29 protein-coding genes are annotated in these 25,179 nt (G+C 74.5%); 9 read left to right on the top strand and 20 right to left on the bottom strand.

Going from position 1 to position 25,179, the window contains the following annotated elements; all coding sequences use genetic code 11:
• Positions 1 to 15: 15 nt before the first annotated feature.
• The 3 genes from GA0070562_RS29220 to GA0070562_RS29215 all read right to left on the bottom strand — a co-directional run bounded on the left by GA0070562_RS29220 (position 16) and on the right by GA0070562_RS29215 (position 3,148).
• Positions 16 to 366 (bottom strand): DUF3140 domain-containing protein, encoded by a 351-nt coding sequence (locus tag GA0070562_RS29220; RefSeq protein ID WP_091428019.1) that lies wholly within the window; start codon positions 364 to 366, stop codon positions 16 to 18.
• Positions 366 to 536 (bottom strand): hypothetical protein, encoded by a 171-nt coding sequence (locus GA0070562_RS30445; protein ID WP_175438916.1) that lies wholly within the window; start codon positions 534 to 536, stop codon positions 366 to 368. The genes GA0070562_RS29220 and GA0070562_RS30445 overlap by 1 nt, the downstream gene beginning before the upstream one ends.
• 62 nt (positions 537 to 598) lie before the next feature.
• Positions 599 to 3,148 carry an ATP-dependent Clp protease ATP-binding subunit gene (locus tag GA0070562_RS29215; RefSeq protein ID WP_091428017.1) on the bottom strand — a complete coding sequence of 850 codons (2,550 nt, stop codon included), beginning with the start codon at positions 3,146 to 3,148 and terminating at the stop codon, positions 599 to 601.
• 111 nt (positions 3,149 to 3,259) lie between these two features.
• On the opposite strand from GA0070562_RS29215, the gene GA0070562_RS29210 reads away from it, so the two are divergent.
• From GA0070562_RS29210 to GA0070562_RS29190, 5 genes are all read left to right on the top strand, one after another.
• Positions 3,260 to 3,637 (top strand): hypothetical protein, encoded by a 378-nt coding sequence (locus tag GA0070562_RS29210; protein ID WP_091428015.1) that lies wholly within the window; start codon positions 3,260 to 3,262, stop codon positions 3,635 to 3,637.
• A gap of 175 nt (positions 3,638 to 3,812) precedes the next feature.
• Positions 3,813 to 4,073 (top strand): hypothetical protein, encoded by a 261-nt coding sequence (locus GA0070562_RS29205; RefSeq protein ID WP_091428014.1) that lies wholly within the window; start codon positions 3,813 to 3,815, stop codon positions 4,071 to 4,073.
• An 8-nt stretch (positions 4,074 to 4,081) separates the two neighbouring features.
• Positions 4,082 to 4,960: a hypothetical protein gene (locus GA0070562_RS29200; RefSeq protein WP_091428012.1), complete on the top strand. Its 879-nt coding sequence runs from the start codon at positions 4,082 to 4,084 to the stop codon at positions 4,958 to 4,960.
• Positions 4,953 to 7,625: an FtsK/SpoIIIE domain-containing protein gene (locus tag GA0070562_RS29195; RefSeq protein WP_091428010.1), complete on the top strand. Its 2,673-nt coding sequence runs from the start codon at positions 4,953 to 4,955 to the stop codon at positions 7,623 to 7,625. Before GA0070562_RS29200 ends, GA0070562_RS29195 begins: the two co-directional genes overlap by 8 nt.
• Entirely contained in the window at positions 7,622 to 8,293 is a 672-nt protein-coding gene (locus GA0070562_RS29190; RefSeq protein ID WP_091428008.1) for a hypothetical protein, read from the top strand. Before GA0070562_RS29195 ends, GA0070562_RS29190 begins: the two co-directional genes overlap by 4 nt.
• A gap of 94 nt (positions 8,294 to 8,387) precedes the next feature.
• Here GA0070562_RS29190 and GA0070562_RS29185 read toward each other — a convergent pair whose 3' ends face one another.
• Entirely contained in the window at positions 8,388 to 9,665 is a 1,278-nt protein-coding gene (locus tag GA0070562_RS29185; protein WP_091428007.1) for a cupin domain-containing protein, read from the bottom strand.
• Positions 9,666 to 9,668: 3 nt separating this feature from the next.
• Positions 9,669 to 9,971: a hypothetical protein gene (locus tag GA0070562_RS29180; protein WP_026268594.1), complete on the bottom strand. Its 303-nt coding sequence runs from the start codon at positions 9,969 to 9,971 to the stop codon at positions 9,669 to 9,671.
• 185 nt (positions 9,972 to 10,156) lie between these two features.
• Here GA0070562_RS29180 and GA0070562_RS29175 point away from each other — a divergent pair, with 185 nt between their 5' ends.
• Positions 10,157 to 10,900: a PIG-L deacetylase family protein gene (locus tag GA0070562_RS29175; protein ID WP_091428005.1), complete on the top strand. Its 744-nt coding sequence runs from the start codon at positions 10,157 to 10,159 to the stop codon at positions 10,898 to 10,900.
• Positions 10,901 to 10,909: 9 nt separating this feature from the next.
• Positions 10,910 to 11,719, top strand: coding sequence for a DUF72 domain-containing protein (locus tag GA0070562_RS29170; protein ID WP_091428003.1), 810 nt, complete (start codon positions 10,910 to 10,912; stop codon positions 11,717 to 11,719).
• Here GA0070562_RS29170 and GA0070562_RS29165 read toward each other — a convergent pair.
• From GA0070562_RS29165 to GA0070562_RS29120, 10 genes are all read right to left on the bottom strand, one after another.
• Positions 11,704 to 12,132 (bottom strand): DUF2267 domain-containing protein, encoded by a 429-nt coding sequence (locus GA0070562_RS29165; RefSeq protein WP_091428002.1) that lies wholly within the window; start codon positions 12,130 to 12,132, stop codon positions 11,704 to 11,706. The two genes, GA0070562_RS29170 and GA0070562_RS29165, sit on opposite strands and share 16 nt — an antisense overlap.
• A gap of 5 nt (positions 12,133 to 12,137) precedes the next feature.
• Positions 12,138 to 12,320 (bottom strand): hypothetical protein, encoded by a 183-nt coding sequence (locus GA0070562_RS29160; RefSeq protein ID WP_013476990.1) that lies wholly within the window; start codon positions 12,318 to 12,320, stop codon positions 12,138 to 12,140.
• 95 nt (positions 12,321 to 12,415) lie between these two features.
• The gene (locus GA0070562_RS29155; RefSeq protein ID WP_091428000.1) at positions 12,416 to 13,285 is read right to left on the bottom strand and encodes a DUF72 domain-containing protein; all 870 of its coding nucleotides are present in this window, start codon (positions 13,283 to 13,285) and stop codon (positions 12,416 to 12,418) included.
• 47 nt (positions 13,286 to 13,332) lie between these two features.
• Positions 13,333 to 13,731 (bottom strand): TraR/DksA family transcriptional regulator, encoded by a 399-nt coding sequence (locus GA0070562_RS29150; RefSeq protein ID WP_073829706.1) that lies wholly within the window; start codon positions 13,729 to 13,731, stop codon positions 13,333 to 13,335.
• 182 nt (positions 13,732 to 13,913) lie between these two features.
• The gene (locus GA0070562_RS29145; protein WP_091427999.1) at positions 13,914 to 14,543 is read right to left on the bottom strand and encodes a nucleoside/nucleotide kinase family protein; all 630 of its coding nucleotides are present in this window, start codon (positions 14,541 to 14,543) and stop codon (positions 13,914 to 13,916) included.
• A 98-nt stretch (positions 14,544 to 14,641) separates the two neighbouring features.
• Positions 14,642 to 15,253 (bottom strand): winged helix-turn-helix domain-containing protein, encoded by a 612-nt coding sequence (locus GA0070562_RS29140; RefSeq protein ID WP_091427997.1) that lies wholly within the window; start codon positions 15,251 to 15,253, stop codon positions 14,642 to 14,644.
• Between the two features lie 291 nt (positions 15,254 to 15,544).
• Positions 15,545 to 16,138 (bottom strand): winged helix-turn-helix domain-containing protein, encoded by a 594-nt coding sequence (locus GA0070562_RS29135; protein WP_091427995.1) that lies wholly within the window; start codon positions 16,136 to 16,138, stop codon positions 15,545 to 15,547.
• A gap of 52 nt (positions 16,139 to 16,190) precedes the next feature.
• A complete protein-coding gene (locus tag GA0070562_RS29130) occupies positions 16,191 to 16,688 on the bottom strand; it encodes a rhodanese-like domain-containing protein (RefSeq protein WP_091428185.1) in 498 nt (165 codons plus the stop codon).
• A gap of 38 nt (positions 16,689 to 16,726) precedes the next feature.
• Complete coding sequence (locus GA0070562_RS29125; protein WP_091427994.1) at positions 16,727 to 17,179, bottom strand: cysteine dioxygenase; 453 nt, start codon at positions 17,177 to 17,179, stop codon at positions 16,727 to 16,729.
• A gap of 104 nt (positions 17,180 to 17,283) precedes the next feature.
• Positions 17,284 to 17,661 (bottom strand): cupin domain-containing protein, encoded by a 378-nt coding sequence (locus tag GA0070562_RS29120; RefSeq protein ID WP_091427992.1) that lies wholly within the window; start codon positions 17,659 to 17,661, stop codon positions 17,284 to 17,286.
• Between the two features lie 70 nt (positions 17,662 to 17,731).
• Between GA0070562_RS29120 and GA0070562_RS29115 the strand changes: the two genes are divergently transcribed.
• Together GA0070562_RS29115 and GA0070562_RS29110 are read left to right on the top strand one after the other, a co-directional pair.
• Positions 17,732 to 18,124 carry an ankyrin repeat domain-containing protein gene (locus tag GA0070562_RS29115; RefSeq protein ID WP_013476997.1) on the top strand — a complete coding sequence of 131 codons (393 nt, stop codon included), beginning with the start codon at positions 17,732 to 17,734 and terminating at the stop codon, positions 18,122 to 18,124.
• The gene (locus tag GA0070562_RS29110; RefSeq protein WP_091427991.1) at positions 18,121 to 19,128 is read left to right on the top strand and encodes a DUF3500 domain-containing protein; all 1,008 of its coding nucleotides are present in this window, start codon (positions 18,121 to 18,123) and stop codon (positions 19,126 to 19,128) included. Before GA0070562_RS29115 ends, GA0070562_RS29110 begins: the two co-directional genes overlap by 4 nt.
• On the opposite strand, the gene GA0070562_RS29105 is transcribed toward GA0070562_RS29110, so the two are convergent.
• The 5 genes from GA0070562_RS29105 to GA0070562_RS29085 all read right to left on the bottom strand — a co-directional run bounded on the left by GA0070562_RS29105 (position 19,106) and on the right by GA0070562_RS29085 (position 24,940).
• Positions 19,106 to 19,858 (bottom strand): class I SAM-dependent methyltransferase, encoded by a 753-nt coding sequence (locus GA0070562_RS29105; RefSeq protein ID WP_091427989.1) that lies wholly within the window; start codon positions 19,856 to 19,858, stop codon positions 19,106 to 19,108. The two genes, GA0070562_RS29110 and GA0070562_RS29105, sit on opposite strands and share 23 nt — an antisense overlap.
• 52 nt (positions 19,859 to 19,910) lie before the next feature.
• Positions 19,911 to 20,426, bottom strand: coding sequence for a DUF2231 domain-containing protein (locus GA0070562_RS29100; RefSeq protein ID WP_091427987.1), 516 nt, complete (start codon positions 20,424 to 20,426; stop codon positions 19,911 to 19,913).
• A gap of 76 nt (positions 20,427 to 20,502) precedes the next feature.
• Positions 20,503 to 21,219: a GAF and ANTAR domain-containing protein gene (locus tag GA0070562_RS29095; protein WP_244254536.1), complete on the bottom strand. Its 717-nt coding sequence runs from the start codon at positions 21,217 to 21,219 to the stop codon at positions 20,503 to 20,505.
• A 203-nt stretch (positions 21,220 to 21,422) separates the two neighbouring features.
• Positions 21,423 to 23,717 (bottom strand): accessory Sec system translocase SecA2, encoded by a 2,295-nt coding sequence (secA2, locus tag GA0070562_RS29090; RefSeq protein WP_091427984.1) that lies wholly within the window; start codon positions 23,715 to 23,717, stop codon positions 21,423 to 21,425.
• Between the two features lie 167 nt (positions 23,718 to 23,884).
• Complete coding sequence (locus GA0070562_RS29085) at positions 23,885 to 24,940, bottom strand: IS110 family RNA-guided transposase (RefSeq protein ID WP_091415896.1); 1,056 nt, start codon at positions 24,938 to 24,940, stop codon at positions 23,885 to 23,887.
• Positions 24,941 to 25,179 lie beyond the last annotated feature (239 nt).

The raw sequence follows: 25,179 nt of genomic DNA, 5'->3' as shown, positions 1-25,179 counted from the left end.
CGCCGCCGTACCGGCTCAGCGTTCGACGAGCACGTCGTGGCCGAGGTCGAGCAGGGCGTGTCGCCACTCGTCGTCGGCGTTGCCGCGGCGTGGCCGCTGCGCGGTCAGCTCCCGGATCCGGGTGATCGCCTCCCGCATCACCTCGATGTCCTCCGGCGTGAGGTCCACCTTGCGCTTGCGCAGCACGGCGAGGATCTGCCGGCCGGGCTCGGGCAGGTCGAGGCCCGGGTCCGGACCGAACGCCTCCTCCCCCGAGCCGCGGGTCAGCAGCCACTGCCGCAGCGTCTCGGAGGGCACGTTCACCTCGGCGTGGAAGTCGTCCCAGATCACCTCGACCTCGGGGTCGAGTCGCGCCTCGCGTACCATCACGCCTCCTCTCCCGGCGGCGGCCCGGATGCCGGCTCGCCCTCGTTCGGTGTGTGCTGCTTCAGGCCTTCCGGCGGTACCCGCACCCGGGACGGGTTCGCCGTCGGGGCCGCCTCGATCGGCTCACCGGCCCCGGTGTCGTCGTCGGGGACTTCGTCGGGTTCGGTCATGTCCGCCCTCCGGTCCTTCGGTGGAGGTCCGTCCCGGCCCGGCCGGGACGGACCCCGGCCGGTCATCGGGGATGGGACGTGGTGGCCGGGGTGTAGCCCCGCTCACCGGCGGCGACGTCGAAGACGAGCTGACCGTCGCGGGTGTCGACGGTGACCTTCTGCCCCGGTGAGACCTCGTGCTCCAGCAGCATCCGGGACAGCCGGTTGTCGACCTCGCGCTGGATCACGCGGCGCAGCGGTCGGGCGCCGAACTCGGGCTGGTAGCCGTGCTCGGCTAGCCAGTCGACGCCGGCGGTGCTGAAGTCGACCTGGATGTCCTGGGCGTGCATGCGGCGGCGGGTCTCCTCCAGCAGCAGCCCGGTGATCTGGCGCAGCTGCTCGGCCTCCAGCCGCTGAAAGATGATCACCTCGTCGATGCGGTTGAGGAACTCCGGGCGGAAGTTCTCCTGGAGCCGGCGCATCAGCCGCTCCCGCAGCTCGTCGCTCTCCTGCTCGCCCGGCGCCCCGGTGGCGAAGCCGACGGTGCGCTGGGTGCCGGTGATCAGCTCCGAGCCGAGGTTGCTGGTCATGATCAGGACGGTGTTCTTGAAGTTCACGGTGCGGCCCTGGCTGTCGGTGAGCCGGCCGTCGTCGAGCACCTGGAGCAGGATGTTGAACACGTCCGGGTGCGCCTTCTCGATCTCGTCCAGCAGCACCACCGCGTACGGGCGGCGGCGTACCGCCTCGGTGAGCTGGCCGGCCTCCTCGTAGCCGACGTACCCGGGCGGGGCGCCGACCAGCCGGCTGACCGTGTGCCGCTCCTGGAACTCGCTCATGTCCACCCGGACCATCCGGTCCGCCTCGCCGAACAGCGCCTCGGCCAGCGCGCGGGCCAGCTCGGTCTTGCCCACGCCGGTCGGGCCGAGGAACAGGAAGCTGCCCATCGGACGGTCCGGGTCGGCCAGCCCGGTACGGGACCGGCGTACCGCCTCGGAGACGGCGGTGACCGCGTCGTCCTGCCCGATCACCTTCTCGTGCAGGTGCCCCTCCAGGCGCAGCAGCCGGTCGCGTTCCTCCTCGGTGAGCTGGGTGACCGGGATGCCGGTGGACCGGGAGACGACCTCGGCGATCTCCGTCGGCCCCACCTCGGGTACGTGGCTGGGGCCCTCGTCGCCACGGGCGCGGCGGACCTGGTCCTCCAGCTCGGCGAGCCGGTCGCGCAACGCTGAGGCCCGCTCGTACTGCTCGTCGGAGACCGCCTGTTCCTTGTCCCGGCGCGTCTCGTCGAGCTGCTGCTCCAGCTCGCGTACGTCCTCGGCGGGGGTACGGGTGCGCAGCCGCACCCGGGCGCCGGCCTGGTCGATCAGGTCGATCGCCTTGTCCGGCAGGAACCGGTCGGTGACGTACCGGTCGGACAGCTCTGCGGCGGCCACCAGCGCCTCGTCGGTGAACCGGACCTGGTGGTGGGCCTCGTACCGGTCGCGCAGGCCGCGCAGGATCGAGATGGTGTCGTCGACGGTCGGCTCGGGCACGAGCACCGGCTGGAACCGGCGGGCCAGCGCGGCGTCCTTCTCGATGCTGCGCCGGTACTCGTCGAGCGTGGTCGCGCCGATCACCCGCAGCTCGCCGCGCGCCAGGGCCGGCTTGAGCATGTTCGAGGCGTCCATCCCGCCCTCGCTGCCGGCGCCGCCCGCACCGACCAGCGTGTGGATCTCGTCCAGGAAGATGATCAGCTCCTCGCGGTGGGCGCGGATCTCGTCGATCACCTTCTTCAGGCGCTCCTCGAAGTCGCCCCGGTAGCGGGTGCCGGCGACCAGGCCGGACAGGTCGAGCTGGATCACCCGCTTGCCGATCAGCGTCTGCGGCACGTCGCCGTCGCAGATCCGCTCCGCGAGGCCCTCCACGATCGCGGTCTTGCCGACACCGGCCTCACCGATCAGCACCGGGTTGTTCTTGGTCCGCCGGGACAGGATCTCCACCGCCTGCTCGATCTCGTCGGCCCGGCCGACGACCGGGTCGATCTGGTCCATCCGGGCCAGCTCGGTGAGGTCCTGGCCGTACTGGTCGAGCGTGGGGGTGCCCCGGTCCGGCCGCGGGGCGTTCGTCGCTCCGCGTTCGGCGCTGGCCGCCTGCAACGACTCGGGCTGGATCCGGCCGGCGGCGAGCATCCGGCCGGCCGGCGACTCCGGGTTCAGCGGCAACGCCATAAGGATGTGCTCGGGACCGATGTAGTTGGCGCCCATCGCGCGGGACAGCTGGTGGGCGTCGAGCAGCGCCCGCTTCGCGGCCGGCGTCAACGACAGGTTCGGCGGCACCTCGCCGCGCGGCGCGCCCTCACCGCGCCCGCCCAGCGCGCCCAGCAGCGCGTCCGGGTCGGCGCCGGCCCGGCGTACCAGGTCGCGCAGCGGCTCGCGCTGCAACGCCGCCCAGAGCAGGTGGTCGGTGTCCAGGTCGTTGCTGTGCTTCTGAGCGGCCCGGCGGGCCGCGTCGGCGAGCATCTCCCGGGCGTCCGCGGTCATCAGGCGCGTGATGTCGACCCGGTGCGCCGGCCGGCGTCCCCCCTCGCCCCGGCCGAAGTATCGGGCCAGGAACTCGTCCCAGGGGTCGTTGCCGAAGTCACCCGGTCCCATCATCTCGTCCTCCGCAGTCAGTCGGCACGACCGGCACCTGGCGCGCGCGGCACGGTCGGCGGTGGCTACCCGGCGGTCGGCGCGACAAACGCGGCCGGATGGCAGGCTGGGGGCATGGAGAGCAGACCGCTGCTGATCGTGGACGGCGCGAACGTGGTGGGCTCGCGCCCGGACGGCTGGTGGCGGGACCGGGCCGGCGCGGCGGCCCGGCTGCGCGACGCGCTGGCGCCCGTCGGCGAGGCGGGCGTGCCGCCGGAGCTGCCGCCGCCGGTGCAGGTGGTGCTGGTGGTGGAGGGCGCGGCCCGGCACGTGGCGCCCGGGCCCGGCGTGGAGGTCGTCTCCGCACCCGGCTCCGGCGACGACACGATGGTCGAGCTGGTCGCCGCCGCGCCTGATCGGCGGCGGGTGGTCGTCACCGCCGACCGGGAGCTTCGCGAGCGGGTGACCGCGCTCGGCGCGGAGGTACGCGGCCCGCGCTGGCTGGGCCGTTAGGCCGGCCGGTCCCGTCCGCAGGACCGAGGAGTCCGCCGACGGGACCAGCGGCGAGGTCTTCGCGCACGTCAGGACCGGAACCGGACACCGGGGTCGCAACGCCGCGAGGGTGGATGTTCGTCCACCCGCCGGGATGGGTTGTAATGGAGATCTCTTCCGCCCCCAGGAGGTCCCCGTGGCGAGCGTCGCCGAGCTGAAGGCCGCCATCGATGTCGCTCTCCAGCAGATCGGTGACGGCCAGACAGCGGTGCAGGCAGCAGGCGAGAAGCTGGCCGAGGCGCAGCAGACGCTGGCCGGCGCGCTGGAGGGCAGCGGCCACGAGACGGTCGAGGCGGCCCAGGCGTCGCTGACACAGGCCGGCCAGGAGTTGGAGGAGTGTCTGGCCGCGACACTCGTCGCGGTGGAGCAGGCTCAGATCTACGTCGCGACGCTCTGAGGCCGGCCGTGTCCATCGTCGAGGACATCGGCGCGCAGGTGCGCGCCGCCGCCGAGGAACTGCCGCTGGCACAGCTCGCCGCCGCGCTGGAGAAGCTCGGCCAGGCGCAGGAGCGGCTGCGCTGGGTACGCCAGGAGTCGTCCGACCCGATGGGGGTGCCGGAGCTGTCCTCGGCCACCGAGCACGCCGAGACCGCCGGCTACGCGCTGCGCGTGGCGCAGGAGCAGCTCACCGCGTACCTGGCCGCGATCGGGCTGGCGCCGGACGGCGCGCGGCCGGCGCCGCCGGGCGAGCGGCCGCCGAAGCACGACACGCCACGCGGCGAGGACCCGCCCGCACCGGGCCCGGCCGCCGAGCCGGGCGAGCAGCCGGCGGTACGGCGCTGGTGGGCGGTGCGGGTGGCGGAGCTGACCGGCGGCCGGGAGGGCGCGCCGGACGAGCCGGACGAGCGCGTCGAGGACTCCCACGAGCTGCTGCGCCGGGTGGTCGCCGGGATCCGCTCCGGCGACCGGGACCGGCTGCACCGCGAGCTGCGCCGGGCGCACGCCGACGTGGGGCTGGGGCTGGCCGCGATCACCCCGCCGCTGCTGCGCGAGCTGGCCGGTGAGCTGCTCGGCCATCCGCCCCGCGCGGACGACCTGCCCCGGCTGCGCGGCGCGCTGGACTCCCGGGTCCGCGACCTGCTGCCCGGACTGCCTCGGCCGGTGCTGGACACGCTGCTGACCCGGGTGTGCCGGATGCCCCCGCCGCGCCGCGACGACGACGCGGAGCAGCCGCACGCGGCCGACCCGGCGGTCACCGCGGGCGTGCTCGCCGGCGTACTGCTCGACCGGCTCGGCCGGGATCTGCCCAAGGACACCGACGATCGGGAGCCATCCCGTGGCTGACGTCCGCGCGCAACTGGTGACGCGGGTCCGGGGGATGCTCTCCGAGGCCCTGGGCGCCACCCGTACCCGGCTCACCGCCGCCGAGGCCGAGCTGGCCGCCGGGCGGGACCGGCTGGCCCGTACCCGTAAGGCCGCCGCGGCCGTGCCCGCCCGGGTGGGCGCCGCCCGCGACCGGCGCCTGGCCGAGATCGACGCCCGGCACACCGCCCGCCTCGCCGAGCTGGCCCGCCGGGCCGCCGCCGCCGCGGAGCGGGAGGCGCCGGGCGCGGCGTCCGCGCCCTGGGACCGCTGGCGGGCCACGCCCGCCGGCCGGTCCGAGCCGCCCGGCGCGTTGCGCGTCGGCACGGTACGCCTCGACGGCGCCGAACCGGTGCCGGCGCTGGTCCCGCTCCTGGACGCCGGGCACGCGCACCTGGGCGGCGGCGACCGGGACGGGCTGGCCGCCGTGGTGCCCGCGCTGCTGCTGCGCTCGGTCGGGCGGGCCGACCCGGGCGCGGTACGGCTGTACGGGTACGACCCGGAGCACCTGGGCGGCGGCCTGGCCGGGTTCGCGCCGCTGGGCACGGCCGGGCTGCTCACGTTCGTCGGGCCGGGCGGACTGGGCCGGCTGCTGGACGACCTGGTGGAGCAGATCCGCCGGATCAACGCCACGGTTCTCGCCGGTGAGTACGGCTCGCTGCGCGAGCTGGCCGCCGCGACCGGACGCCGCCCGGAGCCGTGGCGGGTGGCGGTGCTGCTCGGCGGCGACGAGTTGTCCCGGCACGAGCGCGGCCAGCTCGACCGGGTGGTACGCACCGGGGCCGCCTGCGGCGTGCACCTGGTGGTCCGCGGCATCGAGCTGCCGGACGACCCGACCGTCACCCGGGTCACCGTGGAGCCGGACGACGCCCGGGTGGCCGGGCTGCCGGTGGTGCTCGACGCGCCGCCGCCGCCCGCCCTGGTCACCGAGACGTGCCGTACCGTCGCCTCCCGGGTGGCCGCCGGCCCGCCGCCGACGCCGTTCACCGACCTGCTCCCGCCGCCGGACGAGTACTGGCGGGAGGACTCGGCGCACGGGCTCAGCGCCCCGGTCGGCGAGGGCCCGCACGGGCGGCAGGTGCTGCTCACGCTCGGCGACTACCCGCCGCACGCGTTGATCGGCGGTCCGTCCGGCACCGGCAAGACGAACCTGATCTTCGCCTGGATCGGTGCGCTCGCCGCCCGCTACTCCCCCGCCGAGCTGGAGTTCTATCTTCTGGACTTCAAGGAGGGCGTGTCCTTCGCCCGGTTCGCGCAGGGCCGGCGCGACCCGAGCTGGCTGCCGCACATGCGGCTGGTCGGCATCAACGTCAACACCGACCGGGAGTTCGGCCTGGCGCTGCTGCGCTTCCTCGCCGACGAGCTGCGCCGGCGCGCCGACGCGGCGAAGAAACACGAGGTCACCAAGCTGGCCGAGCTGCGCGCGGTGGACCCGGACGGGCACTGGCCGCGCATCGTGGCGGTGGTCGACGAGTTCCAGGCGCTGCTCGCCGGCCGGGACGTGGTCGCCCGGGAGGCCGCCGACCTGCTGGAGGACCTGGCCCGGCGGGGCCGGTCGCAGGGCATCCATCTGGTGCTCGCCTCGCAGGACGTGCGCGGCATCGAGGCGCTGTGGGGCCGGCCCGCGCTCGTCGCCCAGTTCACGCTGCGGATCGCGCTGCCGAAGGCGCTGCGCATCCTGGCCGAGCGCAACGACGCGGCGCAGTCGCTGCCCCGCCACCACGCGGTGATCAACGCCGAGTCGGGCCTGGCCGAGGGGAACGAGGTGGCCCGGATCCCGTCGGCGAGCGACTGGGAGACGTGGAGCGAGCTTCAGCACCGGCTGTGGCGGATGCGCCCGCAGGACGCCGCGCCGGCCCGGCTGTTCGACGGCGACGCGATCCCGAAGCTGGCCGACGCGCCGGACTTCCGCGCGCTGACCGCGCCGGAGCAGGGCGTGCCGCGCAGCCCGGTGGCGCTGCTCGGCGAGATCATCGACGTGCAGGCCCGCTCGGCGGCGCTGCGGCTGCCCCGCGCGCCCGGCCGCAACCTGGCGGTGCTGGGCACCCGGGTGGACGAGGCGTGCGCGGTGCTCGACGCGGCCGCCCGGTCGCTGGCCCGGCAGTACCGGCCCGGCACCGCCCGGTTCTCCATCGCCTGTTTGGACCCGGACGCCGACCCGGCCGCCCGCGCCCTGTACGAGGACCTGGAAGGCGACGCCTCCTGGTACGACGAGGAGACCGTGCCGGAGCTGATGGCCGAGGTGGGTGACGGGCTGGGCGCGCCGGGCGCGGCGCGTACCCCGCACTTTCTGCTGCTGTTCGCGGTGGACGCGGCGGCCGCGGCGCTCGCCGGCAAGGCCGGTACGCGGACCGGGCTGGAGCAGTTGCGCCGGATCCTGCACGACGGGCCGGAACGGCGTACGCACGTGCTGGCGTGGTGGCGTGGGGTGGCCCGGATGCGGGTCGACCTGGGCGGCGCGGGCGCGCGCACGGATCAGATCGGCGCCTGGGTGGCACTGGACGTGCAGGGCGGTGAGCTGGGCTCCTCGCTGTATCCGGGCAGCGGGGGGCCGGACTGGTATCCCCGGCCGTGGCGCGGTCTCTACTTCGACCGGGCGGTGCACCGCACCGGACAGGTGATCATCCCTTATGGTCCCTCCCGATGAACGAACCGGTTGCCAGTGAGACGTACAACGCGCAGATCCGCCGGCTCGCCGAGCTGACCGCCCGGGTGTCCGCTCAGCGGGCCGAGGCGCACACCTGGTACGCCCAGCAGGTGGCCGCCGCCGAACGGGCGGTGGCGGAGGCGATTGAGCAGGTGCGGCAGGCCGAGGCGGAGGTGGCCGAGGCGTCCCGGCTGGTGGAGCGCGTCGACGGCGAGGTGACTCACCTGTGGACGCAGTTGCGGGCCCGGCTGGGCATGGGCGCCCGGCGGCTCGGTGACCCGCCCGGCCCGGTACGCGGCGCCGCCGGTGACCCGGTGCCGCTGCTGCGGGCGGTCCGGCAGCTGCTGGAACGCACCGGGGCGCCGGGTGAGCTGCCCGGCTCGGTGAACCCGCTGCTGGTCGCGTGCGGCATCGGCGGGGCGCTGGTGGCGTACGCGCTGGGGGTGGGTGCGCGGGCGCTCGCCGCCGGTTCCAGCGGTGATCTGGCGGTGGGCCTGCCGGTGCTGGCGCTGGTGGTGACGCTGCTCGGTCCGGTGATCGGGCTGGCGCCGGCCCGGCTGCTGGCCGACCGCCGCCACGCGGTGCTGACGCCGCGCCCGATGATCCTGGTGGCCGCCTCCGGCCTGGTCACGACCCTGCTCCTGCTCACGGTGACCTACACCCGCTGACCACCGCCCCTCCCGCCGGCCCGCACGGCGTCGATCATGAGGTTGGCGGCGCGACACGCCGTCGCACCGCCGGTCAACCTCATGATCGCGCCCGTCAGGCGGGGGTCAGGACCGCCTCCTTCAGCAGGCGGCGGGCCAGGGTCAGACGGTCGGCGTCGTCGTCCAGGCCGGGCAGGTCGCCGACCCTCGTCACCTCGCCGGTGAGCAGCGCGCGCAGCGCGGCCTCGCAGGTGCCGGGCAGCGTGAGCGTCCGGTCGGGCACGCGCAGCGTGACCCGTCCGTCGACGGCCGGGGTGAGCTGCCAGCGCAGTCCGCCACGCACCGCCACCTCGCTGTCCGCGCTCAGCCGGGCCAGCGCCTCGGCCTGGGCCAGCGGCCGGATCGGCGCCGGGCGGGAGGCCGGCCAGACGCGGGCGCGCAGCCGGCCCGCCACCGCCGCCGGGTCGGCGCGCAGCAGCCAGTCGCGCAACGCCTCGACGGTCTCGGTCAGCTCCGGCTCGATCGCGTCCGGGTCGGCCAGGTCGAGCCCGAACGGCAGGCTCGCGCGCAGCCGCGCGTCCTCGGCGGCGAGCGCGAGCAGCTCCTCGACCACGGCGTACCGGGTCAGCGCCCGGATGCCCACCGTCAGGTGCAGCGAGCTGGACTCCTGCGCCTGGGCGCTGTGCAGCCAGCCGCGCGGCAGGTAGAGCGCGTCGCCCGGTTCGAGCACGACGTCCAGCTCGGGGCGCCCGTCGGCGGTCGCGGAGACCTCGTCGGCCCGGCCGCCCCAGGGCTGGCGCTCCAGCGGGTCGGCCAGCACCGGCGGGTGGATCCGCCAGTGCTTGCGTCCGTCCACCTGGAGCACGAACACGTCGTGGGTGTCGTAGTGGGTGGCGAAGCCCTGGCTGCCGGCCGGGGTCAGGTAGGCGTTCACCTGCAGCGGCTGGGCCAGCGCGGCGCCGAGGTCGCGGACGAAGTCGACGAGCGCCGGCCAGGTTCGGTGCAGGCCCTGCAACACCAGCGTCGCGCCGTCGGCGTACAGCGCCAGCACCTTCTCGTCGAGGACCTGGTCGCCGATCTCGGCGCCCGCGCCACCGCCGCCGGTGTAGCGCGCCGCCGGCACCAGCTGGCCGTCCTTCGCGACCCTGAGGAACGGGGTACGAAGGCCGCGACGGCTGAGCAGCTCGTCGGCGTCGGCGGGGCTGAGCAGGTCGGTGAAGCCGTCCGGGTTGGGCAGTTCGGCGGCGCGGGACAGCAGCGGGCTGCGCCCCCAGTGGTCGGCGGCGAACTTGGCCGGCTCCACCGCCACGCACCGGGCCAGCGCCTCGGTCGCGGACAACGGAACCGCCGGGCGGCCGTGGCCACCCGGCGGGTCGACGTGCGTGGTGCTCATGTGTCAGGCGCTGCCGTCGGCGCCGCCGTCGTGCTGGCCGGGGGTCGCGCCGCCGTCGGCCGGACCCTCCGCGCTGCCGTCCGCGCCACCGTCGTGCTGACCCGGGGTCGCGCCGCCGTCAGCGGGGCCCTCGGCGCCGCCGTCCGCGCCACCGTCGTGCTGACCCGGGGTCGCGCCGCCGTCGGCCGGACCCTCGGCGCCGCCGTCCGCGCCACCGTCGTGCTGACCCGGGGTCGCACCGCCGTCGGCCGGGCCCTCCAGGCCGCTGCCGCCGCTGCTCTGGATGTCGTCGTCGTTCAATGCCATGGGTGCTCCCTCGGTGTGCCGCCCCGCGTGGTGCCGGGGTCCGTGTGCAGCGGGTGGTACCCCACGCCCGATCTTCTCTAACCACACCGTAGACGCCCGGACGCCGCCGCACGGACGGTTCCCGGGGCAAGCGGCCGGACCGGGCGGATGCCAGGATGGCGGGAGGACGACGCGAGGAGACGCACGTGACGCAGCCGGAGCCCCTCACCCCGCTGACCGAGGACTGGCAGCGGGCGCTCGCAGTGGTGGCCCACCCCGACGACCTGGAGTTCGGCGCCGCCGCCGCGGTGGCCCGGTGGACCGGGCAGAGCAAGGAGGTCGTGTACTGCCTGCTCACCAGCGGCGAGGCGGGCATCGACGGGATGTCGCCGGAGCGCGCCCGCGTGGTGCGCGAGGAGGAGCAACGCGCCTCCGCCGCCGTGGTCGGGGTGTCGCAGGTCGAGTTCCTCGGCCTGCCCGACGGGCTGCTGGAGTACGGCGTGCCGCTGCGCCGCGCGATCGCCGAGGTGGTGCGCCGGCACCGGCCGGACGTGGTGCTGACGAACAACTTCCGGGAGACCTGGGACGGGGCGTACGCGCTGAACCAGGCCGACCACATCGCCTGCGGCCGGGCCACGCTGGACGCGGTCCGCGACGCCGGCAACCGGTGGATCTTCCCGGAGCAGCTCACCGGCGGCACGCAGCCGTGGTCGCGGGTCCGCGAGGTGTGGGCGGCCGGGTCGCCGGTGGCCCGGCACGGGGTGGACGTGACGGACACGTTCGACAGGGGCGTCGCGTCGCTGCGGGCCCACGGTGCATACCTGAGCGGCCTCGGCGACGGCAGCTTCGACGCCGAGGAGTTCCTGGAGGGCATGGCCCGGCCGGCCGGGCGCCGGCTCGGCGCGCGGTTCGGCGCCACGTTCGAGGTCTTCCCGATCAACCTTCAGTAGGGCACGGAGATGTTCCTGGTCGGCACATCGGGCTGGCAGTACCGGGACTGGCGGGAGCGGTTCTACCCGGCCGGGCTGCCACAGCGGCGCTGGCTGGAGCACTTCGCCGCGCGGTTCGCCACGGTCGAGGTGAACAACGCGTTCTACCGGCTGCCGGAGCGGGACACATTCGTCGCGTGGCGGGAGCGTACGCCCGGCGACTTCTGCGTGGCGGTGAAGATGAGCCGTTACCTGACCCACGTGAAGCGGCTGCGCGACCCGGCCGAGCCGGTGGCCCGTTTCCTCGACCGGGCGTCCGGGCTGGGCGACCGGCTGGGGCCGGTGCTGGTGCAGCTCCCGCCGACGCTGCGGGCCGACCGGGACGCGCTGGCCGGCGTGCTGCGCCTGTTCCCCGCCGACGTGCGGGTGGCGGTCGAGCCGCGGCATCCGTCGTGGTGGACCGACGAGACCCGGCGGGTGCTGGAACGGCACCGGGCGGCGCTGGTCTGGGCCGACCGGCTCAGCCGGCCGGTGACCCCGCTGTGGCGCACCACCGACTTCGGTTACCTGCGGCTGCACGAGGGCCGGGCCCGGCCGTGGCCGCGCTACGGGCGGGCCGCGCTGGCCGGCTGGGCGCGCCGGCTGGCCGGGGCGTTCGGCGACGGCGAACCGGCGTACGTCTACTTCAACAACGACCCGGGCGGCGCGGCGATCGTCGACGCGGTCGCGTTCGCCGGGCTGGCCCGGCGGGCCGGGCTGCCGGTGTCGCGGACACCTGCGGCCCGCCCCGCCGAGGGGGCGGGACGGGCCGGGCCGGTGCCGGATCAGGGAATCATCTGACGCAGGTCACCCGGCATGGTGGCCTTCACGTCCTCCCACTCGCCCTGGGTGACGTGCCGGCGCAGCGTGTCCAGCACGACCTGCACCACCCGCTGCGCGCCGCCTTCGACGTCGTACGGGAAGCCCTGGCGCACCTCGTACAGGAAGTCGTCGCGGTTGAGCTTGATCGGCACGTTCTCCGGCTGCCAGCCGTCGAAGTAGATCCCGCGCACCAGCACCGGCAACTGCTGGGCGAACTCGGTGCTCTCCTGCACCGGCAGCCGGTCCCGCAGCAGGTGCAGCACGGTACGCAGCGCGGCGTAGGACTGGTTGCGCCGTTCCTTCGGCCAGCCGTACGCGGACTCGATCTCCTTGAGGATCACGTTCGTCTTGTCCAGCGAGGACTCGAACGCGGACAACAGCTGTTCGGCCATCGGGCTCACCCCCGTGCTTCGGTCTCCCAGCGTCGGTCGTCGGCGCGGCGCGGCGGACCGCTGGGGCCCCGCCACAGCCGGGTCGGGCTGAACCGGCCGGGCCGTTCGCCCCGCCGTGCCGCCTCGGAGCTGCCGACCACGTGCAGTACGCCACCGCGGCGTCGGTCCGCCACCACCCGTACCGTCATGACCCACCTCCTCGTCACGGCGCCCGAGCCGGCGCCCACTGCCCATGCTGCGGCGGGCGCGGGTGAGCCGGCCTCACCCGTACCGGGTGAGACGCTCAGGCGTCCAGCAGGCCCGCGAGCGTGGTGCCGTTGCGCTGCGCGTAGTCCTGGTAGCAGTTGTTCATCAGCACGTGCGTCTGCTCGGCCTGGCCGGCCAGCTCGCGCAGCTTCGGCGCCCAGTCGCGCAGCTCCCGCTTGGAGTAGTCGTAGCCGAACTTCTCGTGGATGTCCTTGCTGGTCCACTTGTCGCTGTGCCCGTGGAACCGGACCACCGCGAGGTCAGCGGTGGCCGCCAGCACCGGGGGGATGGACGACTTGTGTCCCTGCGGCATGTCCACGCAGACGAACGGCAGCTCGTGCTCGCGCAGGAAACCGAGCGTCTCCTCGGCGTTGTCGCCGTCGAACCAGGAGGCGTGCCGGAACTCGAAGACCGGGCGCAGCGGCGCGCACCGCCGCGCCACTTCCAGCAAGTACTGCTTGTTGGCCCGCTTGATGGTGAACCAGGGCGGGAACTGGAACAGCAACGCGCCCAGCTTGCCGGCCTCGACGAGCGGGTCGAGTGCGGACAGGAACCGGGTCCAGACCTCCTCGTACGCCTGCGCGGGCAGGTCGTCCGGGTAGACGTTGCGCTTGTCGGTCTCGGGGCGCAGGTCCTTGTAGAGCGCGGAGACGCGGGTGGGGTGGCCGGTCAGCAGGCTGAACGCCTTGACGTTGAACGTGAACCCGGCCGGGGTGCGCTCGGCCCACAGCCGGGCGGTCCGCTCGGCCGGTGGCGAGTAGTAGGTGGCGTCCACCTCGACCAGCGGGAACTGCCGGGCGTAGTAGGACAGCCGCTTCTCCGGCGTGTCGGCGCTCGCCGGGTACCAGCCGGAGTCGAGCAGGGTCCGGTCGGTCCACGAGGCGGTGCCCACCTTTATCTCACCCATGGCAGGAGTCCACCGCGTCGGGGACCGACCGGCAACCGGAGCGGCGTTCAGGCCGCCCGCCGCTCCCGGGTCTGCTTGCAGGCCACGCAGGAGGTGGCGGACGGGAAGATCTCCAGCCGCTCCACCGGGATCGGGGCGGTGCAGCCCTCGCAGAAGCCGTAGGTGCCCTCGTCCAGGCGGGTCAGCGCGTGCTCGAACTGCGCCCGCCGCTCCAGGATGGTGCGCAGCAGCGACTGGGCGGTGTCCCGCTCGGCGGTCTTGGTGCCGCTGTCGGCCTGGTCGTCGCCGGCGGTGTCGCCGACCTCCACCAGCCGCAGCACGTGGCTCTGCGCCAGCGTGTGCTCGTACTCGGCGGTCAGCTCGTCGTACCGCGACCGCAGGGACTGCCGGATCTGGTCGGCCTCCGCCTGGGAGCGGCCGGTGGCTGTCGTGTCGTGGACGAGCATCGCTGCCTGCCTTTCCTACGTCCTCATACCGGACCGGGGCGGCCAGCGCCCCGGACCCGGTCCGACTGTGGAAGCGCGGGCTACGAGATCACCCGTGCTCTGTGAGCCGGGCGATTACCCCCGCCCACGGCGGGCCAAACCGGCTATTTCCTGAGTGTTTCCGGTGAGTCCGCAGCCGCTGGTCAGGCGGCCTCGACAAGTGCCGGACGGCGCGGGTCGTCGGCCCGGACCACCACGTCGGCGAAGGACGCGGGGACGACCTCGTCGGCGTAGCGGGCGAAGGCGGGCAGCGTCCAGCGCAGCGCCGGGTCGGTACGCCGCGCGAGCGCCGCCGGGGAGAGCACGAGATGGACCGTGACGTCGAACGGCAGCGCGCCGCCGAGCAGCAGCGCACCGCTGACCAGGACCACGCCGCCGGGCGGCAGATCCACGTACGCGGCCCGGCTGGCCCGGTCGGCGGCGGCGTCCCACAGCGATGGCAGCAGCCGGCCCGAGCCGTCCGGACCGGCCGGGTCGAGCACCTCGCGGCGCAGCCCCGGTTCGTCGAGCCAGCCCTCGTAGTAGGCGTCCGGGTTGGTGCGGCCGTACTCCAGGCGTACCGAGGCGGGGCGGAGGAAGTCGTCGGCGCGGACGTGCAGCACCGGCCGGCCGGCGGCGCGCAGCGGGTCGACGAGCGCTTCGGCGAGCGCGTCCGGCCCGGCGGCGGGCGGGCCGTCCACGGCGACCCGCAGCCGGCCGGGCGTCCCGGTGCGGGCGAAACGCCCGGCCAGCTCGGTGACGAGCAGGTCGGGGCTGATCGGGCGCACGCGCATCGGACCATCGTGCCGCGCGGGCGCGCCGGTCACCACATGATCGCTCCGGGCGGTCGGGGCTCCGTCCGGCGGCGGTCGTCGGGTGGTGGTTCGGGTGGTCAGCCCGTGCGGTCGATGGTGACCCGGGCGTCGTCGGCGAGCCGGTAGCCGACGCCGTAGACGGTGGTGACGAGCGGGACGTCCACGCCGACCTTGCCGCGCAGCCGGCGTACGTGCACGTCGACGGTGCGGACGCCGGCGTGCTCGTATCCCCAGACCGCGTTGAGCAGTTGCAGCCGGGTGAACACCCGGCGCGGGTGGGCGACCAGGTGCAGCAGCAGGTCGAACTCCAGGCGGGTCAGCGGCAGCGGCTCGCCGTCACGCAGCACCGACCGGGACGACGCGAGGATGTGCAGGGTCGGGATGGTCGGGGCGAGCGGACGCGCCGGAGCGCGGCCGGCCGGAACGGCGTCGGGCCGGCGTTCGGCCGGGACCGTGCCCGCGCTGACCACCGCGTCGCCGCGTTCGAGCATCTCGCAGGCGGCGTCGAGCAGCCGGAGGGCGGCCGGGGTGAGCGACTCCTCGCAGGCCAGGGGGATGTTGAGGGTGACGGTGAGCATGGGCGCGGCGGCGGTGTTGGCGGGACGACGCTGGCCGCCGGGGGGACGACCGGGGACCGCGGGTTGGGACGTATGCCATCCGGCGCGCGACGAGGCGGGGCTGACCGACATGGTCCTCCTTGGGCTGGTCCGGGTATCTCCCCACGGCCCGGGACGCCGCTTCATCGATGCTTCCCGGCGTCTCTGCGAGGGTCAAGGGGCGGCCGCGTTGCATGAATGTGACATTTGACGAACACATCGCAGCCGTGCGCTCGCTCTGCGTGCGAGGCCCGTTGATTACAGCAGAGCACCGATTCGCGGTGGTACGGGGGGTCTCCCCGCGGGTTCACAATGGCGGATCGGCCGCAGACGTGAACGCGGCGCACCCCGGGTCCGGGTGCGCCGCGTGCCGGTCGGCCGAGGTCAGGCGTCGCGGTCCACGACGATCTCGGCGTCGTCGGCGAGGCGGTAGCCCACGCCGTACACGGTGGTCACCAGCGGCGTGTCCGGCCCGAACTTGGCCCGCAGCCGGCGGACGTGCACGTCGACGGTGCGCGCCACCGCGTGTTCGTAGCCCCAGACGTTCGCGAGAAGTTGCAGGCGGGTGAACACCCGGCGGGGATGTTCGGCGAGGAACAGCAGCAGGTCGTACTCGATGCGGGTCAGCGGGATCTCGGCGCCGCCGTGGCGGACGCGCCGGGTGCCGGTGAGGAGGCGCACGCCGCCGGGGGCGGGCGCCACGAGGGCGGGCGCGTCGCCGCGGCGCAGGTCGAGCACGGTACGGGCGGCCGGGCGGTCGTCCGGTCCGGCCGGCCCTTCGCCGGACGCGGCCAGCCCCTCCCCGGATGCGGCGAGTTCGTCGAGCAGGTCGACCAGGCGCGCGAGGCCCGGCGTCAGCGGCCCGGCGCCCAGGTCGAGCGTGATGGTGAGCGTCGGTGCGGTACGCGGCCGGGGCGGCACGGCCCGGTCGGGGCGGCCGGATCGGGCCGGACGGGTGGTGAGGGCGACGACGGACATGGGAGCCTCCTGTGCGGGCGGTCGCCCCGCCCCGCCGGATGCGGCGGGACGGTCAGCGGAGCGCCCCGCCGGCGGTGACCGGGGGCGCAGCGGACGAGGGTCGGGTCGGCGGGGTGGGACCGAGGGTGGGCAGGCCGGCGATCTGCCAGGCGGCGAAGCCGCCGACGACGTCGGTGGCCCGGTGCAGGCCGATGTCCTGGAGCGCGGCGGCGGCCAGCGACGAGGTGTAGCCCTCCTGGCAGAGCACGATCACCGGGACGTCGTAGCCGGTGGCCTGCGGCAGCCGCGCCGCGCAGCGCGGGTCGAAGCGCCACTCCAGCACGTTGCGCTCGACCACGAGCGAGCCGGGCACGGTGCCCTGCGCGGCGCGCTGTGCGGCCGGGCGGATGTCCACCAGCAGCGCGCCGCCCCGGCACGCCAGGTGGGCCTGCTCCGGGTCGAGGCGGTGCAGCCGGCCCCGGGCGGCGGCGAGGATCTCGTCGATGCCCCGCGAGCCGGGCGGCGGGACCGGACAGCGCTCGGTTGCGGTGGTGGGGGTCTGCTGCGCCATCGTGGCGTCCTTCCGTTCGTCGGGGTTGCGGGGGCGGCTCACCAGGCCACGCCGGCTCGGGCGACCTCGGCGACCCGGAGCCGGCCGGCGACGAGGTGGTAGCGGGTCATCCGGGTCAGCGCCGGGCGGTACACGTGCACGCTGACGGCGGGCTCGTCGCCGCGGTTGGTGACCTGGTGCACGTGCCGTACGCCGAAGCGCCGGCCGGCGCCGGCGGCGAGCCGGTGCGGGCGCAGCCGCCCGCCGCTCACCGTCTCCTCGGTGAGCACGCCGGCCACGACCAGGAACGCGCCGGCCGAGCCGCCGTGGTCGTGCAGGTCGGTGCCCTGTCCGGGCAGCCAGCTGAGCGCCCACACCTCGTGCTCGTCGCCGGCGTCGAGCCGGGCGTACCACCGCTCGGACGCCTCGAAGCGCAGCGGCACCGGCCAGCCGTCCGGGTCGGCCCAGCGGGCGGCGACGGCGAGCAGGTCGGCGGGAACGGTGCTGGTCATCGGCGGGACGTCCTCACGGTGCGGAGCGGATGTGCTCCCCCAGCTTAGACGGTAAAGCCTATCGGTTTAGTAGGTAATACCGAATGCTGGGACGAGGGGCGTACTCACCGTCGCACCGGCGGATCCACCTTGTAACCCGGCACCGACGGCCAACGGACGGTGAGCACCGTGGACTCCCGCTCGGCGTACCAGGAGTGGTCCACGCCCCGGCCCCACACCACGTAGTCACCGGGCGCGCGCAGCACCACCGTCCGGTCCGGCAACTCGATCCGGAACGCGCCGCTGATCAGCACCAGCAGGGCGGTACGCCGCTCGCCGGTGGCCCACCGGGACCGGGTCTCCCCCGCCGGGTGCACGCCCCACTTCACCTCCACGTCGGTGCTGTGCCGCACGTCCCCGGCCGGCTTGAAGTGGCCCAGCAGCCAGCCCGCGTCGGTCGCGCCGTCCACCGCCGCGTTGCCCACGTACACCCGATCGTCCATGCGTGCGCCTCCCGTACCCGGCTGCGCAAGCTACCAGGCGCGTCCGGCCGCGACGCCATAGCCTGGGCGGATGCCCGACGAACTCGACGACGAGACCATCGCCTTCGCCCACCGGATGTTCGACCTGGCCCGGGCCGGCGCCACCGAGGAACTGGCGGCCAACGTGGACGCCGGGCTGCCGGTCAACCTCACCAACGCCAAGGGCGACACGCTGCTGATCCTCGCCGCGTACCACGCCCACCCGGACACGGTGGCCGCGCTGCTGGCCCGGGGCGCCGACCCCGCCCGGGTGAACGACCGGGGGCAGACCGCGCTCGCCGCGGCCGTGTTCCGGCGCCAGGAGGCAGCGGTCCGCGCGTTGCTCGACGCCGGCGCCGACCCGGACCACGGCGGCCCGTCCGCGGTCGAGACCGCCCGGTTCTTCGAGCTGCCCGACATGCTGGCGCTGCTCGGCCGCGCATGAGCGGCGGGCGGTATACAGGGACGGTGGAGGATCCCGTACCCGAGCAGATGCGCGCGGCGGCCGAGGCGTTCCTCGCGGCGCTGGACGAGCCGGCCCGCGACGCCGCCCGGCACGCCTTCGACGACGAGCCCGCCCGGCGGTGGCTGGAGTACCGGCCACGGCCCCGTCCCGGTGTCGCGCTCGCCGGCCTGGACGTCACCGCCCGCAAGGCCGCGCACCGGCTGCTCGCCACGGCGCTCAGCCCGTCCGCGTACGCGCAGGCCATGGCCGTGATGGCGCTCGAAGAGGTGCTGGACCGGGCCGAGGACTGGCGGCGCGGCCGGCACAGCGGCGACTACTGGGTGGCCGTCTTCGGCGACCCGGCCCGCGACGACGACTGGGCCTGGCGGTTCGAGGGACACCACCTGTCGGTGAGCATGACCGTCGCCGACGACCGGGTCTCCCCCGCCCCGGTCTTCCTCGGCGCCAACCCGGCCACCGTCCGGCACGCCGGACGCCCGGTCTCCCGGCCCCTGGGCCCGGAGGAGGACCTGGCCCGCGAGCTGCTCGACGCGCTCGGACCGGGGGGCCGCTCCGCCGCGATCATCGCCGAGGAGGCGCCCGCCGACATCATCAGCGCCACCCGGGCCGCGGCCCCGGACCGGCTCGACCCGCTCGGCGTACCCCGGGGGCGGCTGCGACCGACCGGCCGGGCGCTGCTCGACCGGCTGGTCGCGCTCTACCTGGACCGGCTGCCACCGGAGCTGGCGGCCCGCGAGGCCGGCCGGCTCGACGGCGGCGAGCTGCACTTCGCCTGGGCCGGCCCGGTCGAGCCGGGCCGGCGGCACTACTACCGGGTGCAGGGCGAGGACCTGCTGATCGAGTACGACAACACCGCCGACGACGGCAACCACGCGCACACGGTGCTGCGGCGCCCCGCCGGTGACTTCGGCGCCGACGTGCTGGCCGCGCACCACGCCGCGGCGCACCCGCCCGGCCCGGTCAGCCCCGGCGCGCCTCGATGAGGAAACGGCGGGCGTACGCGACGAACGGTCCCTCGGCGCGGATCCGCTCGTCCAGGCGGCGCAGCTCGTCCCGGTAGCGGCCCACCGTGAACCCGGGCACCGTCCAGACCACCTTGCGCAGGAACCAGACCACCGCGCCGATGTCGTGGAAGACGGTACGCAGCGTGGCCTCACGCAGGTCGACAACGGTCAGTCCGGCGGCCCGCGCGTCGGCGACAGCCACCCCCGGATGGCGGTGCTCCGGCGGCGGCAGCGGCCCGAGGATCGCCTCGCTCAGCTCCCGCACCGTGCCGGGGCCGATCTGCTGGGACAGGTAGGCGCCGCCGGGCCGCAGCACCCGGGCCACCTCGTCCCACCAGGTGTGTACCGGGTGACGGCTCACGACCAGGTCGAACGTGGCGTCCCGGAACGGCAGCGGCGGCCGGTCGCCCACCCGCACCACTGTCGCGCCGAGCGGGCGAAGGTTGCGCCGGGCCACCGGCACGTTCGGCGGCCACGCCTCGGTGGCGACGAGCAGCGGCGGCGGCACGGGCACCTCGGCGAGCACCTCTCCCCCGCCGGTGTCGATGTCGAGCGCCGCCTCGACGGCGGCCATCCGGTCGCCGACCAGGCGCGCGTACCCCCAGGACGGGCGCTCCTCGGTGGCGCGACCGCGCAGCCAGTCGAAACCCCAGCCCTCGACCGGCGCCGCCTCGGCTTCGGCCACCAGTTCCTCGAACGTGCGGACCATGCCCGCGAGCCTGCCGCCCGGCGGCGGCCGCGGCAACGGATTTCGGCCGGGGTCAGAACGGGCGCGGACGGGGACGGGCGATCTCGACGGTGGACCCGGCGGGCACGTCACCGAACGTCTCGAAGCCGGTCGGCTCGGTGGCCCCGACCCGGTCGAACTGCTGCATCAGCCGGGCGCCCAGCGCCACGCCGACCGCGCCGACCGCCAGCGCGACGAGTTCGGCGGCGAGCAGGACACCCGTCGCGCCCCGCTGCGGCGCGCTGGCCCGGATCAGGCACGACAGCAGGAACAGCGCGGCCATCACGGCGTTCACGAGGTTGAACGTCAGCACGGTCCGGCTGGTGCGCCCGGCGCGGACGTCCCACAGGTCGACCATGCCGGCGACGGTGGTGAGACCGGCGGCGACGAGCGCGGCCACCGCCGTCCAGTAGCCCACCTCGCCGAGGAACGCCGGACCGCCTGCCACGTCGGCGAGGTCGAAGACCGCGGCGCAGACGAACAGGCCGAACGGGAACGTGACAAGCATCGGTTGGATCGGATGCCCCTGCACCCGCAGCCGGCTCTGCATCGCTTCCTCCCCAGGTCGGCGCAGCTCACCAGTCCAGAGTGCTACCCGAGGCGCCGCGAGGCGAAACGACTGTCGCTCAGTTGTCCCGGGGGCGGGAAACGGTCAGCACGAGCCGCTCGGCCACCTCACGCAACGGGATGTCCAGAGAGGAGGCGGCGCTGCGCAGCACCCGCAGCGCCTCCGGGGCGGGACAACCGCGCTGCGTCATGATCACGCCGACGGCCTGCCCGACCACTCCCTCGGCCAGCAGCGAGTCGTCGATCTCACCGGCCCGGCTGGCGGCCCGCTCGCGGTCGCGCGCGGCGGCCAGCAGCAGCCCGGCGTGCTCGGCGAGCAGCATCGCGGTGAGCTGGTGCCGGAGGGTGAGCGCGTCGGGCGACTCGGCGTACAGGTTGATCGCGCCGATGACCTGCTCGTCCACGTCGACCGGCGCGGAGATCACCCCGTGCACGCCGAGCACGCGGGCCCGCTCGCTCCAGGCCGGCCAGCGCGTCTCGTCGGACAGCCCGCCCGCGATGATCATCTCCCGGCGGCGGATCGCTGTCATCGCCGGCGTGTCCGGGCCGTGCCGCAGGTCGTCCAGCTCGGCCCGGTCCGGGTCGGAGGCGGCCACGCCGGCGGGCTCACCGGCGCGCAGCACGGTGAAGCCGCAGCAGTCCACGCCCGGCACGGCGTCGCGGGCGATCCGGACCAGGCGGTCGAGCGCCTCGTCGAACCCGGCCACGCCGATCAGGCCGGCGGTCAGCTCGCGCAGCAGCGCGGCCGTCTCCAGCACACCGAGGTTGTCGATCATGGGTTGGCGCGTGTCGAGGTTCACCGGGCCAGGGCCTCCACCGTTCCCGCGTACGTCCACGCGGTCTCCCCGTCCGGCACCGTTGCCTGTCCCATGTCCGTCCCTCCTGTGGCCGGGCCCCGGCCTACTACCCTCGCAGACCGCGGGTGAAACCGCGCAAAAAGGCCCCTCCCGGTTGCACCGGAAGGGGCCTTCGGCTCCGGTCAGCGCGACCCGGAGATGAGCCGCCGGCCCACCGAGGCGATCAGCCGGTCCAGCTCCGAGCCGAACGGGTTGTCGTGCACCAGGTACGTCCAGGTGGCGCTCGGCCGCACCAGCTTCGACGAGTCCGGCTCCCAGCCCTCGTCGAACTCGGTCTCCTCGAACGTGGCCACGGTCCGCGTCTCGATCTCGGGCACCAGCGCGTTGAACGCGGGCACCGCGCTCCGGTGGAACTCGTCGAGCGGGTCGAGCCGGCCCAGCGCCCGCAGGTGCACGCCCTCGCGCACCTCGGACAGCTCGGCCAGGTGGTCGGCCCAGAGCCGGTCCAGGTGGTAGAGGGCGATCTTGCGGGCCACGTCGGCGAGCAGGTCCTCGTCCATCTCGCCGGCCTTCTCCGGCACCCGCTCCAGCAGCATCAGCGCGGCGATGTCGCTGGTCAGCAGCCGCTCCCGGCGCTCGGCGAGCGCCTTGCGCTGCTGCTCGATCACCTGGCTGTAGCGCCAGGTGTTGCGGTGGATCTCGTGGTTGACGCCCTCGGCGACCCGCTGGGCGTGCTCGACCGCGTAGTCGACCTGCGGATCGGTGACCAGGCCGTCCGCGTTCATCCGGGGCGAGGCCGGCACGGTGTCGCCGGCGTGCCGGACCACCAGGTCGTCCTCCAGGCTGACGAAGAACACCGACCCGCCCGGGTCGCCCTGCCGGCCGGCCCGGCCGCGGAGCTGGTCGTCGACCCGGCGGCTGTCGTGCCGGCCGCTGCCGATCACGTACAGGCCGCCCAGCTCGGCCACCCGGTCCCGGTCGGCCTGGTCGCTGCCGCCCAGGCGGATGTCCACGCCCCGGCCGGCCATCTGGGTGGAGACGGTCACCGCGCCGTACGCGCCGGCCTCCGCGATGATGCCGGCCTCCTCGTCGTCGTTCTTGGCGTTGAGGACCACGCAGGACACGCCGGCGGCGTTGAGCGCGGCGGCCAGCCCCTCGGACTCCTTGACGTCGAGCGTGCCGACCAGCACCGGCCGCCCCGCCTGGTGGCAGCGCGTGATCTCGTCGACCAGCGCCTCCTCCTTCTCGGCGCGGGTGGCGTAGATCCGGTCCGGCTCGTCCTCGCGTACGCAGGGGGTGTTCGGCGGGATCACCGCGACCTCGAGGCCGAAGAACTCGCGGAGCTGGTCGCCGACGAGCACCGCGGTCGCGGTCATGCCGCAGACCGTCGGGTAGAGCGCGATGTACGCCTGCACGGTGATCGTGCCCAGCACCTCGCCCTCGGCGCTGGCGTCCAGCCCTTCCTTCGCCTCCACGGCGGCCTGGAGCCCGTCCGGCCAGCGGCGGCGCTGGGCGACCCGGCCGCGCATCTCGTCGATCAGCTCGACCGAGTCGTCCCGGACTATGTAGTCCACGTCCCGGTGCAGCAGGGCGTGCGCGTGCAGCGCCACGTTCACCGCGGAGAGCTGCCCGACGTGCTCCTCGTCGTACAGGTCGATGCCGCCGAGCTTGGCCTCGACGGTGGCCAGGCCGACCGAGGTGAAGGCGACACTGCGGCCGTCCTCGGCGACGGTGTAGTGCTTGCCCTTGCGCAGCCCGCGCACCAGCGCGGCGGCCGCGTGCACCGGGTCCTGCTCGCCGCCGACCGCGCCTGCGAGCACCATCGGCACCCGGGCCTCGTCGATCAGGATCGAGTCGGCCTCGTCCACGATCGCGGTCTTCAGCGGCGGCTGCACCCGGTCGGCCAGGTCGGTGACGAGCTGGTCGCGCAGGAAGTCGAAGCCGGCCTCGCTGACCGAGACGTAGGTGACGTCGCAGGCGTACGCGGCGCGCCGCTCCTCGGGCGTGGACGCCTCGTTGACCCAGCCGACGCTGAGCCCGAGCAGGTCGTAGACGGGCGTCATCCACTCGGCGTCGCGGCGGGCCAGGTAGTCGTTGACGGTGAGCACGTGCACCGGGCCGTTGCCCAGCCGCACGTGCCCGTACGCGGCGACCGTCGCGGTGAGCGTCTTGCCCTCACCGGTGGCCATCTCCGCGACCTTGCCGGACAGCAGCGCCATCGCGCCGAGCAGCTGCACGTCGTAGGGGCGCTGGTCGAGCCCGCGCCGGGCCGCCTCGCGACCGATCGCGCAGATCTCCTCGTACCCCGTGGCCCGGCCGGCGGCCTCGGTCAGCTCCGCGTCGGAGAGCTGTTCCAGGTCCGCCTCGCGCGCCTCGATCGCCGGCAGCAGCTTCTCCAGCGGCGCCAGGTCGACTGTCGTCCCCGGGCGCTGGAGGAACCGGCGGAACCTGGTCTTCAACCGTTGCGACACACCCATGAGCGGCAACGGTACGCGAACCGGAGCCGATTGTGACCCCCGCCCGCCGCGCGCCGTGCCCACCCCTTCCGCTCCGCTTCCGTCGATCATGAGGTTGACGGCGTTTCGCGTCCGTTTTGTCACCGTCAACTTCATGATCGACGGGGTGGGGGATGCTCCTATAGAAGTCAAGCGGTGTTGAGGGTGGTGAAGTCGGCGAGGAGGGCGGTGTGGATCTCGCGGACGATGTAGCGCTTGAGGCAGCGCATGATTTCTTTCTTGTTGAGTCCTTGTTTGGTGCGTTTGTCGACGTAGGCGCGGGTGCGGGGGTCGTGGCGCATGCGGACCAGGGCGATGGTGTGCAGGGCTGAGTTGGCGGCTCTGTCGCCGCCTCGGTTGAGGCGGTGTCGGTCGGTGCGTCCGGAGCTGGCGGGGATGGGTGCGGCGCCGCAGAGGTGGGCCAGGGCGGCTTCGGAGCGCAGCCGGTCGGGGTTGTCGCCGGCGGTGGTCAGGAGTTGACCAGCGACGTCGGTGCCGACGCCGTGGACGGCGTTCAGGTGTGGGGCGGTGCGGGCGACGGCGGGTCGTAGTCGCCGGTCGGCGTGGGTGATCTCGGCGGTCAGGGCCTGGATCCGGGCGGCGATGGCGGCCAGGGCGGCTTTGGTGGCCTCGACGGGATCGGTGAGTCGGGTCTCGTCGACCGGCAACGCGGCGCACCGGTCGACCAGTGGTGCTTGCGGGTGGCTGAGGTCGTGGCGCAGAGACTCCGGCGCGGAGGCGAGCAGACCGTGGAGCTGGTTGAGCGCGGCGGTGCGGGCCTTCATCGCGCCGCGGCGGGCCACCCGCAGAGCGCGGATGGCCTCGACCGGGCCAGTGCGGGTCTTCGGGGTGCCGCTGGCCTGTCCGGACAGGGCCGCCCTGGCCGCGGCAAGCGCGTCGAGAGGATCGGACTTGCCCTTGGCGCGGCGGGCGCGCCGGTCCGGGCGGTCGACCTCGACCACCATGACGCTCTGCGCGGTGAGATGGCGGGCCAAGCCCGCGCCGTAGGTGCCGGTGCCCTCCACCCCGACCTTGATCACCTGACCGAACCGGCGTAGCCAGGCCAGGAGTTGCCGGTAGCCCGACGCCGAAGCGGGAAATTCCTGGTCGCCCAGTACCCGGCCGGCACCATCGATGGCGGCGGCGTGATGAGTTTTGCCGTGAGTGTCGACGCCGCCTGTGACCTGACGCTTCTTGGCTGCCATGCTGAAACCGTCGTCCCTTTCGCTTGCACCGAACAGGGTCGGCACGCACCGCCGGGACGGACGGACAGGACAGTGACGGGACCTCTTGCACAGGCTCCTATCAGGTCACGAACGCCCAGCAGGTGAGTGCAGGAACGGGTCACCCGGACAAGCCGACGAATCCCCTAGAAGACACCCAAGGTCAGTCAGAGGGTGAGTCAGACCGGCCGGGTGACCCGCTCCCACATCATCACTGTCAG

It is taken from the genome of Micromonospora tulbaghiae, assembly GCF_900091605.1.
Taxonomy (GTDB): Bacteria; Actinomycetota; Actinomycetes; order Mycobacteriales; family Micromonosporaceae; genus Micromonospora; species Micromonospora tulbaghiae.
The sequence above is the reverse complement of the archived record's forward strand: the minus strand, read 5'-3'. Positions and strand labels throughout refer to the sequence as shown.

Bases quoted from the DNA above. Each gene is read 5' to 3' on its own strand.
- GA0070562_RS29130 (WP_091428185.1), bottom strand. From the start codon at position 16,688: ATGGCGCAGCAGACCCCCACCACCGCAACCGAGCGCTGTCCGGTCCCG.
- GA0070562_RS29170 (WP_091428003.1), top strand. From the start codon at position 10,910: ATGTTCCTGGTCGGCACATCGGGCTGGCAGTACCGGGACTGGCGGGAG.
- GA0070562_RS29215 (WP_091428017.1), bottom strand. From the start codon at position 3,148: ATGATGGGACCGGGTGACTTCGGCAACGACCCCTGGGACGAGTTCCTG.
- GA0070562_RS29135 (WP_091427995.1), bottom strand. From the start codon at position 16,138: ATGTCCGTCGTCGCCCTCACCACCCGTCCGGCCCGATCCGGCCGCCCC.
- GA0070562_RS29110 (WP_091427991.1), top strand. From the start codon at position 18,121: ATGAGCGGCGGGCGGTATACAGGGACGGTGGAGGATCCCGTACCCGAG.
- GA0070562_RS29105 (WP_091427989.1), bottom strand. From the start codon at position 19,858: ATGGTCCGCACGTTCGAGGAACTGGTGGCCGAAGCCGAGGCGGCGCCG.
- GA0070562_RS29115 (WP_013476997.1), top strand. From the start codon at position 17,732: ATGCCCGACGAACTCGACGACGAGACCATCGCCTTCGCCCACCGGATG.
- GA0070562_RS29150 (WP_073829706.1), bottom strand. From the start codon at position 13,731: ATGCTCGTCCACGACACGACAGCCACCGGCCGCTCCCAGGCGGAGGCC.
- GA0070562_RS29165 (WP_091428002.1), bottom strand. From the start codon at position 12,132: ATGGCCGAACAGCTGTTGTCCGCGTTCGAGTCCTCGCTGGACAAGACG.
- GA0070562_RS29160 (WP_013476990.1), bottom strand. From the start codon at position 12,320: ATGACGGTACGGGTGGTGGCGGACCGACGCCGCGGTGGCGTACTGCAC.
- GA0070562_RS29095 (WP_244254536.1), bottom strand. From the start codon at position 21,219: ATGATCGACAACCTCGGTGTGCTGGAGACGGCCGCGCTGCTGCGCGAG.
- GA0070562_RS29185 (WP_091428007.1), bottom strand. From the start codon at position 9,665: ATGAGCACCACGCACGTCGACCCGCCGGGTGGCCACGGCCGCCCGGCG.
- GA0070562_RS29145 (WP_091427999.1), bottom strand. From the start codon at position 14,543: ATGCGCGTGCGCCCGATCAGCCCCGACCTGCTCGTCACCGAGCTGGCC.
- GA0070562_RS29120 (WP_091427992.1), bottom strand. From the start codon at position 17,661: ATGGACGATCGGGTGTACGTGGGCAACGCGGCGGTGGACGGCGCGACC.
- GA0070562_RS29180 (WP_026268594.1), bottom strand. From the start codon at position 9,971: ATGGCATTGAACGACGACGACATCCAGAGCAGCGGCGGCAGCGGCCTG.
- GA0070562_RS29220 (WP_091428019.1), bottom strand. From the start codon at position 366: ATGGTACGCGAGGCGCGACTCGACCCCGAGGTCGAGGTGATCTGGGAC.
- GA0070562_RS29210 (WP_091428015.1), top strand. From the start codon at position 3,260: ATGGAGAGCAGACCGCTGCTGATCGTGGACGGCGCGAACGTGGTGGGC.
- GA0070562_RS29140 (WP_091427997.1), bottom strand. From the start codon at position 15,253: ATGTCGGTCAGCCCCGCCTCGTCGCGCGCCGGATGGCATACGTCCCAA.
- GA0070562_RS29190 (WP_091428008.1), top strand. From the start codon at position 7,622: ATGAACGAACCGGTTGCCAGTGAGACGTACAACGCGCAGATCCGCCGG.
- GA0070562_RS29125 (WP_091427994.1), bottom strand. From the start codon at position 17,179: ATGACCAGCACCGTTCCCGCCGACCTGCTCGCCGTCGCCGCCCGCTGG.
- secA2 (WP_091427984.1), bottom strand. From the start codon at position 23,717: ATGGGTGTGTCGCAACGGTTGAAGACCAGGTTCCGCCGGTTCCTCCAG.
- GA0070562_RS29085 (WP_091415896.1), bottom strand. From the start codon at position 24,940: ATGGCAGCCAAGAAGCGTCAGGTCACAGGCGGCGTCGACACTCACGGC.
- GA0070562_RS30445 (WP_175438916.1), bottom strand. From the start codon at position 536: ATGACCGAACCCGACGAAGTCCCCGACGACGACACCGGGGCCGGTGAG.
- GA0070562_RS29155 (WP_091428000.1), bottom strand. From the start codon at position 13,285: ATGGGTGAGATAAAGGTGGGCACCGCCTCGTGGACCGACCGGACCCTG.
- GA0070562_RS29100 (WP_091427987.1), bottom strand. From the start codon at position 20,426: ATGCAGAGCCGGCTGCGGGTGCAGGGGCATCCGATCCAACCGATGCTT.